The following is a 12398-nucleotide window of genomic DNA, read 5'->3' as shown; positions in this document are numbered from 1 at the left end:
TTTTGATCTCATTCTCTAACCTTACTCACCGCCTGCTTGGCGCTGACTGCGTGTCAGTGGATGCGCATTATAGGGACTTAAAAAAATCATGCAAGGGGTTATTGTGTAATTTATTCCTGTTTGCTTTTTTTTTACGCAAGACACACTAAAAATAGACTAAAACAATACATTTTGATTAAAATTAATCCATAAATATTTAGCGAATTCATTATATTGTTTATAAGATTGCACCAATAATTAAGATATTTCTTTTATTTTTTTAGGTAAATCAGCCAAACTATCAATTAGCCAATCGGCCTGAGCCAATGCTTCTTCAGTTATTGTATCGCCTGTTTTTACTAACACAGTCTTTTTAACGCCTGCTTTTTTACCCGATAATAAGTCCGATACTCTATCTCCCACCATATAAGAGTTAGCAATATCAATTTTTAGTTCTTTGGCTGCGGTTTGGATCATGCCGGGATTTGGTTTACGGCATTCACACTTATCGATTAACGGATCATGAGGACAATAATACACGCCATCTAAATCAACACCACGATCTTGTAACGACCAATCCATCCATTCTGTCAATGTATGGAACTGCTCTTCAGTAAATTTATTCCTAGCAATACCGGATTGGTTAGTTGTAATAACTAACAAAAAACCCATTTTTTTGAGTTCTTGCATCGCATCAATGACACCATCAATAAAATGGAATTTATCAATTGTATGTACATAATTATAATCTATATTAATGGTACCATCTCGATCTAAAAAAATAGCCGGTTTCATTTTTTCATTTTTCCTTTTAATTTAGATATTACTCTAATCTTTATATAGCATATTATTGATTGACTTAGATGTCTAGACGTCTTAATATTCACTCATTCATCTTTTGTCTTTATATATTATGATACAGCTACAGCATATTTCGAAAATATTTGAACATAATAAGACCCAAATTCATGCATTAAAGGACATCAGCATACATGTTCCTCAAGGGAAGATTTATGGCGTTATTGGCAAATCAGGGGCAGGAAAGAGTACGCTTATCCGTTGCGTTAACTTACTTGAAAAGCCGACTAGTGGTAAAATATTTTTCGATAATCAAGAAATTACTCACCTATCGAATAGAAAGCTAATTGAAGTACGCCGAAAAATTAGTATGATTTTTCAGCACTTTAATTTACTCTCTTCGCGCACTGTTTTCGATAATATTGCCTTTCCACTTGAGCTTAATAAAACTCCTAAAGCAAAAATTAAGCAAAAAGTGAACGACCTTATAGAGTTAGTCGGATTGACTGAAAAAGCAAACGTTTACCCTGCTAATTTATCTGGCGGGCAAAAGCAACGCGTTGCAATTGCTAGAGCTTTAGCAAGTGATCCAAAGGTACTCTTGTGCGACGAAGCAACTAGTGCACTTGATCCAGAGACAACTCGATCTATTTTGAAATTATTGAAAGACATTAATCAAAAACTAGGTCTTACAATCTTGTTAATCACTCACGAAATGGATGTTGTGAAACAGATTTGCGACCAAGTGGCAGTCATCAGTAATGGTGAATTAGTTGAACAATCATCGGTTGGTGAGATCTTTTCCCATGCTAAAACAGATATTGCAAGACAGTTCATTCAATCGACCTTACATATAAATATTCCTGATGACTATTTAGCAAGGCTATCACCAGAGCCAAAGGCAGGACTTAACCCTTTAGTTCGTTTAGAATTTACGGGAGTTTCGGTTGATTTACCTTTATTGTCACAAATTGCCAAAGAATTTAATATCGAAAGTAACATCATTAGCGCGCAAATGGATTATGCTGGTGGTGTTAAATTTGGTTTAATGCTAGCCCAAATGGAAGGTAACCCTAAAAGTATTGCGTCAGCAATCCAATTCTTAGAAAAAAATAATACCAAAGTAGAGGTGCTAGGTTATGTTTGATTTTATTCCCGCTTTTAAACCTTTTGAATCTTTATTTCGATACTTAGCTCAATACAATTTTTGGGCCGATTTTGTTGCATTTTGTTCATCAATTAAAGGATTAAACGAACCAGTATTATTCAAAATAGCAGAAGCGACTGATGATACTATTTATATGATTTTTTTATCTGGTTTTTATGGAACATTAATGGGCTTACCATTAGGTATCTTGCTATATATAACACGCCAAGGAAATATACTTGGAAATAACATAGTACATAATGTTCTTTCTTTTGTAATAAATGTGTTTCGCTCAATTCCTTTTATTATATTAATTGTATGGATTCAACCATTTACAATGGAAATAATGGAAATTTTTACAGGTAAAGGAACTTATTTGGGCAGAGAAGGAGCTATTGTACCGCTAAGTATAGGCGTTGCCCCTTTAATTGCCAAAATGATTGAAAATGCATTACTTGATCTTCCAAAAGGATTAATTGAAGCTGCTCGTTCCATGGGAGCAACACCGATACAAATTATCTATAAAGTTTTATTGCCAGAAACATTACCTGTAATTATCAACAGCATGACAATCTCATTAATCACGCTAACCGGTTATATAGCCATGGCTGGAGCTGTTGGTGCAGGAGGGCTTGGCGATCTAGCAAAACGATTTGGATATGAAGGACATAACTATGATATGATGAATATATTTTTAGTGATATTAGTTATTATTGTCTTTATTATTCAATTTATTGGCAATAAAATTGTTAAACGTGTGTCTCATCAATAAACTTGGAGAAAATTATGTCAATTAAAAAGCTAGCATTAATCACCACATTGGTGAGTGCGTTTTTTTTAACTGGTTGTGATAATAATAAACAATCAGCCGCAACAGATAACAAACCAACAGAGCCAGCTAAAGTAAATACGCTTGCAGTAGGCGTGATTTCTGGTCCTGAAGAAGAGGTAGCCGAAGTAGCTAAACAACAAGCGAAAGAGCTTTATAACCTAGATGTTGAGCTAGTAATTTTTAGTGATTATGTCATTCCAAACCAAGCATTAAACGATGGTTTAATTGATGTTAATGCTTTTCAACATAAGCCTTTTTTAGATGAACAAATGAAAGAACGTGGCTACAAATTAGCTGTTGTTGGCAACTCATTCGTTTATCCAATTGCAAGTTATTCTAAAAAACTCAAACCAATTTCTCAAACAGAAGAAACAGGTAATGGCGTAAAAGTCACTTCACCACGAGGTGAAACTTTCTTTATTCCAGCTAACTCAACCATTGCAATTCCTAGTGATCCTACAAATTTGGGCAGATCATTACTTTTATTACAACATGAAGGAATGATTACGGTTGATAAATCTAAAGGTTTACTGCCGACTGTACTTGATATTACAAGCAACCCTTATAACTATAAGATCTTAGAACTTGAAGCGCCAATGTTACCTCGCTCATTAGATGATGCACAAGTTGATCTAGCAATCATCAATAACGCTTTTGCAGGACAAGCGAACTTAACACCAAGCCAAAATGGGATTTTTGTTGAGGATAAAGAATCGCCATATGTCAACATAATCGTTTCGCGTGAAACTGATAAAGATAACGAAAACGTGAAAAACTTTGTTAAAGCATACCAAACTGATGCTGTTGCACAAAAAGCTAACCAAATCTTTAATGGTGGTGCGATTCGCGGTTGGTAATAGAAAAGTTATTGACTCACCTTAATACCGTCGGCTGAGCCCGACGGTATCCGTTCGTCGCTATTTTCACATAATCAACAACAATAGTGTAAACTCAATCAAAATCGATTATGACATATCAAATTGACCCCATCGGCATTATCCGCTCACCTTATAGTGAAAAATTTGCCGTTCCAAGACAACCCAATTTAGTTGGCGCTGGGCTAGGTGAACTTTATTTATCAGCTCCTTATAATGATCCTATCAGTGTTAAAGGATTAGAACAGTTTTCACATTTATGGCTATTATTTCTATTTCACCATATTGCTCCTGAAAAGTGGGGTTTAACAGTTCGGCCGCCTCGTTTAGGTGGTAATAAAACGATAGGGGTATTTGCTAGCCGATCGCCATTTAGACCGAATCACATTGGATTGTCAGCCGTTGAATTAAAAGATATTATCGTTGAAAATAAACAGGTTATCTTAAAATTAGGTAGTCTTGATTTAGTTGATGGCACCCCCATTATTGATATCAAACCTTATTTACCTTATTGTGACAGTTATCCAAAAGCTCTTGCGGGATACGCGCAATCAGTTCCCGATAAAAAACTAACCGTTGAATTTTCACCAAAAGCACAATTAATATTAGATTTACAAAAGCAAAATTATCCCCAGCTTGCTGAGCTAATTACGCAAGTGATATCTCAAGATCCAAGGCCAGCCTACAAACAAAAAAATAATAGCGAACAAACCTATGGAATAACACTTTATCATTTTAATATTAAATGGAAGATCATCAACAAACACGCCATTATTGAAGATATTCATAAAATTGATATAAGCGGTAAATAAAAATTATCAATTAGAGTAACAAATCGATTTGTAAATATAAATTAAAAAATACACGAAACCGTTAAAAATAGTTTGTTCATTGCCATTATTCTGGTAGATTGAATACGGGTTTAATTCCCTATATTTCATTTTCCCACTAAAGTTATATTTATAATTTTAGTGGTTTTTAATGCAAGACTAATGATAATTTACCTTACGTTTACTTCTCATTTCAGCGATATCGATGGCATCAAACGAGTAATGCTTCCCACAATAATCACAATGAATATCAATATTACCGTCATCTTCTTTTAAGATTTCATCAATTTCGTTTTCGGGTAACGTCATTAAACTATCTTCACAGCGTTGACGTGAACAGCTACATTTAAAAGTAATTTCATGTGTTTCAAAAAGACGCACTTCTTCTTGATTATATAAACGATACAAAATCTCGTCAGTAGAAAGTTGTAATAACTCCTCACTCGTGATTGTCTCGGTTAAAGCACTAAGATGCTCAAATGATTCATCGGTATTATCATTAGCTGGCAAAACTTGCAATAAAATACCTGCTGCCATTGGCTTATTATTATGTACACCCGTTTTTACAAATAATCGTGTAGGAAGCTGCTCTGATTGCATAAAATAGTTTTCGATACAACCAATAAGCGTCTCTTTTTCTAATCCTACAATACCTTGATAACGTTCGCCATTTTTGGGTGTGATAGTGATAACTATATAGCCATTACCCACCATATCTTTCAGAGTCGCATCATCAGCAATATCACCATTAACCCGAGCAACTCCGCGTAGTTGTTGCTGATCATTACCATTAACAACGGCTAAAGATAACGCACCATCACCTTGCAACTGAACAGCAATATCACCCTCAAATTTTAGTGTTGCGGTTAATAAACTGGTTACAACCAATAATTCACCAAGCAAGGTTTGTACCGCAACTGGGTAGGTATGGCTATCTAAAATTGCTTGATATGTTTGTTCAAGACGAGTAATTTCACCACGAATAGGATGGTTATCAAATAAAAACCGATTTAAAGTATCCATATTAACTATTGTCACCTTGTTGCCTATCATATTTAAATTTAATCAAATCACGCCGCTCCTTTTTGTCAGGTCTTCTATCTGGGTGCGGCATTGTCAATGCATTAAGCTTACGCGCTTGTGCTATCACTTCGCGTTTAGCAATACTGTCGGGGGTTTCTTGATAAAGTTGCTGGGCATCAGTGGCAGTTTTTCGCTGTTCACTAATGGCCAAAATTTGAATTGTTTTTTGATCTGAGCCTTGGCGAAGATTGAGAGTTGCACCGACTTCAACAATTTTACTTGGTTTAGTGCGTTGACCATTATAATGTACTTTTCCGCCTTCAATCATTTCGCGAGCTAATGATCGCGACTTATAAAACCTTGCGGCCCAAAGCCATTTATCTAATCTTACAAGCACTATCACACCCTCATATTACACTTATTATTGCATTTTTTACATTAAAACACACATAATGTCTTAAACATCTTAACAAGTTATATAAGAATGCTTTTACAAAAATCAATGCTCAGAATTAATAATATAATTTTTACCATTTGTAGAAAATGTACCTGAAAAACCAAATGGCAGTAATTTACCATGTAAATCGGCCGAATAATTCATGGTTTTTGGTGGTTGTTTTACTATTTTCCATTCTTCTAGTAATGAACTTGCTATACCATAAGCATTAAGCTGAAAAGATAAGAACTCATTTTGCGATGGCTCAAACTTTGCTTTTGACTCAATCATACCACCACTAACTAAAGCGCTAAATGTTAACGATGCATGATTTTCGGCATCAAATTTTACAATCATATCAGGATAATTAATATCAACTCGATTAAACGACCCTTTTTCAGATTTAAAAGAGGTAGTGCCTGAAAAGACACCTAATTTTTGATCTTTGGCTAAAGTAACACCAGAGCCAGAAACTTGAAAGTTATATAACGTAAATGGAAAATCGCTATATTTTCTAATTAACAAACTTTGTAAAATGGTAAGCTTGTCTACTTCAATACGTCTAAAAATACTCGGTAATACCGGCAGTTCTAGCTTTTCAGGAAGCTGATAATTAATATCTGATAAAGTTAATTGATCTAGATGTAAGGAATTATCTTCCCACTTTCCAGCAAAATTTATACTGCCTTTATTCCATTTTGCGAGTACCTTTTCGATTGTCACTTCTTGGTTGTTGGATGATAATTGCACTAATACTGATGCAAACGGCTCATCATGCCAAACAACATGATCGGCATTAAAAACAAAAGCGCTTTGATCAAAATGCCATTGACTATCATAACGAATATTGGTTGCTTCAATATTACCTTTTTCAATTAAAAAACTAGGCAACTGTATGCTACTTTCAAATATAGATAATTGTTTAATCGTTGACTTTGGCAGAAGATGAGAATATTTATCCAAAAAATCATCTTCTGTTGATTGTAAATTGATATTATGCAGTTGTAGCAGATCAATATTCAAACTATTATCAGCAAGTACTTTTAATTTACTTACAAAAAAACCATTATCAATATTACCACCTAAATTAGTCACGGTTGTAATATCATCGCGATGAAATCCTTGAATAAGCAGTGATTTGATAGAAATTTGGTTGACCAACACGGCTTGCGAAGAAAAATCAAATTGATATTTATCTTCTCCTGATAACGAAAATGGTTTAACTCCACCATTAAGCTGAGTGAATGAAATTTCATCAGCCCCATTATTAATCGAAACATTAGCAGTTGAATTAACAAACTTTAGCGTATTTGCTGAAAAGTTATAATGGCTAGATTTATCATCATTATGAATATAATTAATAGTACCATCAATAACATTAACATAATTAAAATGAGTTAATTGCCAAAGATCACTTTTATCCAAGCCAACAACTAAGGTCGGAACATTAACAATCTCTTGCTTATCATCAGTTATAACCACATTATCAAAAACCAACTCATAAAAGTTTGAAAAAGAGTGATGAACTTTGCCTATTGAAATAGTATAAGAACTTAATCTAGATAATTGCTGGCTAACAATTTTGGCACCCCAAGAAGTTTGCACAACAAAATAAGACAATAATACAAAAAACCAAGTAATAGATAAAAAAGTGATTATGTAAAAACGTAATCGTAGCATAAATAATTTTAATTCTTGTAAAGAAACGTCAAGGCATTCTAGTACAATAACCTATTTTAATCAAAATAGCATCTCATTTTCAGTATAAATCATTTGTGGTTAGGCTAGTTTTACAGTTAAGATATAGACATATGCAACGATATTTTTTAAATAACTAACTGAACAACTCACTTTCCCTTTCTTTAATCAGATGAAGGGGGAGTTATTTTTTATTTATGATAAGTAAAAACGGGAGATACCTAAATGAAACAAATCCCAATGACAGTAAAGGGAGCTGAACTATTACGTGCCGAACTAGAAGAGCTAAAAAATGTCAAAAGACCACAAATCACTGCAGCCATAGCTGAAGCAAGAGCGCACGGAGATTTAAAAGAGAATGCTGAATACCATGCAGCAAGAGAACAACAAGGTTTTTGTGAGGGTAGAATTCAAGAAATTGAAGGCAAATTATCACAAGCACAAATTATAGATATTACCAAAGTAAAAAATACTGGACGTATTATTTTTGGCGCAACAGTAACAGTAATAAATGTTGAAAACGACGAAGAAACAACCTATCGCATCGTAGGTGATGACGAAGCAGACTATAAACAAAATCTTATTTCGGTCAACTCACCTATCGCCAGAGGTCTAATCGGCAAAGAAGACGGTGATACCGTACAAATCAAAACGCCAGGTGGTGATGTGGAATTTGACATTGTTAAAGTTGAATATATCTAGTAAAAACAACTTCCACAAAAGCAGATACACAAACAGGGCAACTAGCCCTGTTGTTGTATTTATTTAGGTAAAGTGATTTTCTTATCCTCACTTGGTCTAAAAATTGTAAAATTAGAGCCAACCAATTGCACGGATAACGCTTTTGTTTCGCGAATAATGGCATCACAAATAAGCTTCTTGGTTTCACGGTCTTCAGCAGAAACTTTAATTTTAATTAACTCATGGAAATTTAACGCGTTGTCAATTTCGGCAAGCACGCCTTCGGTAAATCCATTAGCACCAATCATCACAATAGGTTTTAAATGATGAGCTTCACTTTTTAAATACTGTTTTTGTTTATTCGATAAATTCATTAAATTTTTATCACATTAAGTTGCAATTTTGCTATTCTACCCTTATATATATCTGTAATCAATGAAGTGGCCTCTTTACATTAAGGATTTATTCGCTGTGAGTAACAAAAAACGCTCAGCAAGCTCAACACGTTGGCTCAATGAGCATTTTAAAGATCGCTTTGTGCAACAAGCACAAAAAAAAGGATTACGATCCAGAGCATGGTTCAAACTAGAAGAAATTCAAAAAAGTGACAAACTCTTCAAACCTGGGATCACTGTCGTTGATTTAGGTGCCGCACCTGGAGGCTGGTCGCAATATGTTGCATCACTCATTGGTGATAAAGGCCGCATTATTGCGTGTGACCTACTACCAATGGATCCTATTGTCGGGGTTGACTTTTTACAAGGGGATTTTCGTGACGAAGCCGTATTAAAAGCATTGCTAGCACGTGTTGGCGAAGACAAAGTCCAAGTAGTCATGTCAGACATGGCCCCAAACATGAGTGGTCAACCTGCCGTTGATATACCAAGAGCCATGTATTTGGTTGAACTGGCATTAGACATGTGTCGAGACGTACTTGCTCCTAACGGAAACTTTATCGTTAAAGTATTTCAAGGGGAAGGATTTGAAGAGTACCTAAAACAGGTGCGAAATATGTTCAAAACTGTCAAAATTCGCAAGCCTGAAGCATCACGCGCTAGGTCTCGAGAAGTTTATATTGTTGCAATGGGTATGAAGTAGCCAGTTGTATAATTTTGTAGTACCATACTTCGTTAAATTTAGTCGTAACTGTTAATTTTTATGAGAGGTTTTTCTTTTGAACGACATGGTAAAGAATTTACTGATCTGGGGAATTATCGCTGTAGTATTGATCACTGTATTTAACCAATTCAGCTCAATGTCAAATAGCAGTCCTCAAGTCAATTATACTCAATTTAATTCCGATATCACCAATGGCAAACTCCAAGAAGTGCATATTAACGGACGCGAAATTGTTGCTACAACCAAAGAAAATAGTAATTACACTACCTACATCCCCTATTTTGATGAAAAACTCATGGATGACCTGTTAAGCAACAAAGTACCTGTCTATGGCAGCCCTGATGAAAAACCAAGTCTAATCGTTAGTATTCTGGTTTCTTGGTTTCCTATTATTTTGCTCATTGGTTTTTGGCTATTTATGATGCGCCAAATGCAAGGTGGTGGCAAAGGTGGACCTATGTCAGTTGGCAAAAGCAAAGCCCGCATGTTAACACCCGATCAAATTAAAACTAAATTTACAGATGTTGCAGGTAGCGAAGAAGCCAAACAAGAAGTGACCGAAGTGGTCGACTTTTTACGCGATCCGGGCAAATATCAAAAATTAGGTGGACGCATACCAAAAGGAATCTTAATGGTCGGCCCTCCGGGCACAGGTAAAACCTTATTAGCCAAAGCCATTGCTGGCGAAGCCAATGTCCCATTCTTTAGCATTTCAGGTTCTGACTTTGTTGAAATGTTTGTTGGGGTGGGAGCATCGCGTGTGCGCGATCTTTTTGAACAAGCACGAAAACACTCACCTTGCATCATCTTCATTGACGAAATCGACGCCGTAGGTCGCAAACGTGGTGCGGGGTCAATGGGTGGTCACGATGAACGTGAACAAACATTAAACCAAATGCTTGTTGAAATGGATGGCTTTGAAGCCAACAGCGGAATCATCATCATCGCAGCAACAAACCGCGTTGACATCTTAGATCCGGCATTACTACGACCGGGCCGCTTTGACCGCCAAGTGCAAATTGGCTTACCAGACATGAAAGGTCGTGAACAAATTCTTGCGGTACATGTCCGTAAAGTACCACTAGGAAGTGATGTCGACTTATCTGTCCTAGCTCGAGGCACGCCGGGCTATTCGGGGGCAGAACTGGCAAATTTAGTCAACGAAGCGGCATTATTTGCCGCGCGTCGAAACAAACGCCTAGTCACCATGGACGAATTTGAAGAAGCCAAAGATAAAATCAACATGGGTACTGAAAGACGGTCACTAACCATGACACAAGAGCAGCTCATATCAACAGCATACCACGAAGCTGGACACGCTATTATTGGCCACTTAATGCCTGATCACGATCCAATCCACAAAGTCACCATCATTCCGCGCGGACGCGCCCTTGGTGTCACCTTCTTCTTACCAGAAGGTGATCGTGTCAGTGAAAGTCGTGAAAAGCTTGAAGGTGACATTGCCACGCTTTATGGTGGACGATTAGCAGAAGAGCTCATCTATGGCGAAAATAAGATCTCAACAGGTGCATCAAATGATATCAAAGTAGCCACACAATATGCACGAGCCATGGTCACCCAGTGGGGCTTTTCTGATCGCTTAGGACCACTGTTCTACGAAACAGACGACAATGGATATGGACGACCAAAAGACATATCTGACGAAACAGCTCGCATTATTGACGAAGAAGTCAAAGCCATTATTGACCGCAATTATCAGCGCGCTCGTAAAATCTTAACGGATAATATTGACGTACTACATGCAATGAAAGATGCACTAATGAAATACGAAACCATTGGTTCAAAACAAGTTGCAGACTTAATTGCTCGTCGTCCACTCACCACACCGGATGACTGGACAGAAAGTGACGAACAGGCAGCAAAACAGATCCCAAATGAAGGGAATGACACGCCGCCACAATCAGAAAGCTAAAATTCAAAAAATAAAACGCGCTACGGCGCGTTTTTTCTCGATAAAATACCTTAAGATAAATACAATCACATAATATAACCCTAATAAGGCTGTGAATCATGGAAATACAGTTTCAAAATCAAATAATGGATCTCTCGTTCCCACAAGTCATGGGCATTGTTAACATGACACCCGATTCGTTTTCTGACGGAGGAAGTTATAACAACCTTGATGATGCTATGCGCCGTGTTGACAGCATGATTCAAGCTGGTGCCACATTCATCGACGTCGGCGGCGAATCTACGCGCCCCGGCGCAGCCGAAGTATCAGTTGACGAAGAGCTAAACCGCGTTGTGCCATTGGTTGAAAAAATAGCCCGATATTTTGATGTATGGATTTCGGTCGACACATCAAAACCACAAGTTATGACCGAATCAGCCAAGGCTGGTGCACACCTAATCAATGACATCCGTGCACTAACGCTCCCCGGCGCAATGGAAGCTGCAGCACAAACTGGCTTACCGGTTTGCGTCATGCACATGCAGGGAAACCCTCAAACCATGCAAAACGCACCACACTACGAACAAGATATCTATCAAGAAGTCGATGACTTTTTTGCAAAACAGATCGAACGCTGCATAAGCGCCGGCATCGACCGTCAAAAAATCATACTCGACCCCGGTTTTGGATTTGGAAAAACACTAGCGCACAATTACCGACTATTAGCCATGCTTGAACAATTCCACCATTTCGACCTACCTTTATTAGTCGGCATGTCCCGAAAATCTATGATAGGACAAGTGCTAAATGTCCCACCACAAGAACGAATGTTAGGTAGTGTATCTTGTGCGGTAATAGCGGCAATGAAAGGCGCACAGATTATTCGAGTGCATGATGTAAAAGAAACGTTTGATGCATTAAGAATTGTGCAGGCGACACTTGCAGAAAGGTAATAAGGTATAGTTTTTTTGATCAAAAACCAAAAAAACTTTAATAAAATCAATACCTTTTCTGACCGCTTTTTGTGAGTAAATAAGGTGTTTTTTTGTGAAATAAAAACGTTTAAAT

Annotated in this window: 13 protein-coding genes; 8 read left to right on the top strand and 5 right to left on the bottom strand. The window is 36.8% G+C overall.

Going from position 1 to position 12398, the window contains the following annotated elements:
• Nucleotides 1-237: 237 nt before the first annotated feature.
• On the bottom strand, nucleotides 238-774 hold the full coding sequence (gene gmhB, locus GQ598_RS10495) for a D-glycero-beta-D-manno-heptose 1,7-bisphosphate 7-phosphatase (protein WP_091350717.1): 537 nt from the start codon (nucleotides 772-774) through the stop codon (nucleotides 238-240).
• A gap of 118 nt (nucleotides 775-892) precedes the next feature.
• Between gmhB and metN the strand changes: the two genes are divergently transcribed.
• The 4 genes from metN (at nucleotide 893) to tsaA (ending at nucleotide 4443) form a co-directional block, all read left to right on the top strand.
• Nucleotides 893-1924, top strand: a complete 1032-nt coding sequence (gene metN / locus GQ598_RS10490) for a methionine ABC transporter ATP-binding protein MetN (RefSeq protein ID WP_091350715.1) — start codon at nucleotides 893-895, stop codon at nucleotides 1922-1924.
• Between the two features lie 91 nt (nucleotides 1925-2015).
• Nucleotides 2016-2696 carry a methionine ABC transporter permease gene (locus GQ598_RS10485; RefSeq protein WP_370516552.1) on the top strand — a complete coding sequence of 227 codons (681 nt, stop codon included), beginning with the start codon at nucleotides 2016-2018 and terminating at the stop codon, nucleotides 2694-2696.
• Nucleotides 2697-2710: 14 nt separating this feature from the next.
• The gene (gene metQ, locus GQ598_RS10480; RefSeq protein ID WP_160404070.1) at nucleotides 2711-3613 is read left to right on the top strand and encodes a methionine ABC transporter substrate-binding lipoprotein MetQ; all 903 of its coding nucleotides are present in this window, start codon (nucleotides 2711-2713) and stop codon (nucleotides 3611-3613) included.
• 107 nt (nucleotides 3614-3720) lie between these two features.
• Complete coding sequence (gene tsaA, locus GQ598_RS10475; RefSeq protein WP_160404074.1) at nucleotides 3721-4443, top strand: tRNA (N6-threonylcarbamoyladenosine(37)-N6)-methyltransferase TrmO; 723 nt, start codon at nucleotides 3721-3723, stop codon at nucleotides 4441-4443.
• Nucleotides 4444-4620: 177 nt separating this feature from the next.
• On the opposite strand, the gene hslO is transcribed toward tsaA, so the two are convergent.
• The 3 genes from hslO to GQ598_RS10460 all read right to left on the bottom strand — a co-directional run bounded on the left by hslO (nucleotide 4621) and on the right by GQ598_RS10460 (nucleotide 7600).
• Entirely contained in the window at nucleotides 4621-5493 is an 873-nt protein-coding gene (hslO, locus tag GQ598_RS10470; protein WP_160404073.1) for an Hsp33 family molecular chaperone HslO, read from the bottom strand.
• Entirely contained in the window at nucleotides 5486-5881 is a 396-nt protein-coding gene (gene hslR, locus GQ598_RS10465) for a ribosome-associated heat shock protein Hsp15 (protein ID WP_370516551.1), read from the bottom strand. The genes hslO and hslR overlap by 8 nt, the downstream gene beginning before the upstream one ends.
• Nucleotides 5882-5983: 102 nt before the next feature.
• On the bottom strand, nucleotides 5984-7600 hold the full coding sequence (locus GQ598_RS10460; protein WP_160404068.1) for a hypothetical protein: 1617 nt from the start codon (nucleotides 7598-7600) through the stop codon (nucleotides 5984-5986).
• A 243-nt stretch (nucleotides 7601-7843) separates the two neighbouring features.
• Between GQ598_RS10460 and greA the strand changes: the two genes are divergently transcribed.
• A complete protein-coding gene (greA, locus tag GQ598_RS10455) occupies nucleotides 7844-8320 on the top strand; it encodes a transcription elongation factor GreA (RefSeq protein WP_160404067.1) in 477 nt (158 codons plus the stop codon).
• A gap of 59 nt (nucleotides 8321-8379) precedes the next feature.
• Here greA and yhbY read toward each other — a convergent pair whose 3' ends face one another.
• Complete coding sequence (yhbY, locus tag GQ598_RS10450; RefSeq protein WP_091350700.1) at nucleotides 8380-8673, bottom strand: ribosome assembly RNA-binding protein YhbY; 294 nt, start codon at nucleotides 8671-8673, stop codon at nucleotides 8380-8382.
• Between the two features lie 97 nt (nucleotides 8674-8770).
• Here yhbY and rlmE point away from each other — a divergent pair, with 97 nt between their 5' ends.
• The 3 genes from rlmE to folP all read left to right on the top strand — a co-directional run bounded on the left by rlmE (nucleotide 8771) and on the right by folP (nucleotide 12283).
• Nucleotides 8771-9397, top strand: a complete 627-nt coding sequence (rlmE, locus tag GQ598_RS10445) for a 23S rRNA (uridine(2552)-2'-O)-methyltransferase RlmE (RefSeq protein WP_160404066.1) — start codon at nucleotides 8771-8773, stop codon at nucleotides 9395-9397.
• 76 nt (nucleotides 9398-9473) lie between these two features.
• Complete coding sequence (ftsH, locus tag GQ598_RS10440; RefSeq protein WP_370516550.1) at nucleotides 9474-11351, top strand: ATP-dependent zinc metalloprotease FtsH; 1878 nt, start codon at nucleotides 9474-9476, stop codon at nucleotides 11349-11351.
• A 98-nt stretch (nucleotides 11352-11449) separates the two neighbouring features.
• Nucleotides 11450-12283: a dihydropteroate synthase gene (gene folP / locus GQ598_RS10435; RefSeq protein ID WP_160404065.1), complete on the top strand. Its 834-nt coding sequence runs from the start codon at nucleotides 11450-11452 to the stop codon at nucleotides 12281-12283.
• The last annotated feature ends 115 nt before the right edge of the window (nucleotides 12284-12398 follow it).

The sequence above is a fragment of the Gilliamella sp. Pas-s95 genome, assembly GCF_009795795.1.
Classification (GTDB): domain Bacteria; phylum Pseudomonadota; class Gammaproteobacteria; order Enterobacterales; family Orbaceae; genus Gilliamella; species Gilliamella bombicola.
Note: the sequence above shows the minus strand (reverse complement) of the source record. Positions and strands in the feature narration are given on the sequence as shown.

Bases quoted from the DNA above. Each gene is read 5' to 3' on its own strand.
- gmhB (WP_091350717.1), bottom strand. From the start codon at position 774: ATGAAACCGGCTATTTTTTTAGATCGAGATGGTACCATTAATATAGAT.
- metN (WP_091350715.1), top strand. From the start codon at position 893: ATGATACAGCTACAGCATATTTCGAAAATATTTGAACATAATAAGACC.
- metQ (WP_160404070.1), top strand. From the start codon at position 2,711: ATGTCAATTAAAAAGCTAGCATTAATCACCACATTGGTGAGTGCGTTT.
- GQ598_RS10460 (WP_160404068.1), bottom strand. From the start codon at position 7,600: ATGCTACGATTACGTTTTTACATAATCACTTTTTTATCTATTACTTGG.
- greA (WP_160404067.1), top strand. From the start codon at position 7,844: ATGAAACAAATCCCAATGACAGTAAAGGGAGCTGAACTATTACGTGCC.
- yhbY (WP_091350700.1), bottom strand. From the start codon at position 8,673: ATGAATTTATCGAATAAACAAAAACAGTATTTAAAAAGTGAAGCTCAT.
- folP (WP_160404065.1), top strand. From the start codon at position 11,450: ATGGAAATACAGTTTCAAAATCAAATAATGGATCTCTCGTTCCCACAA.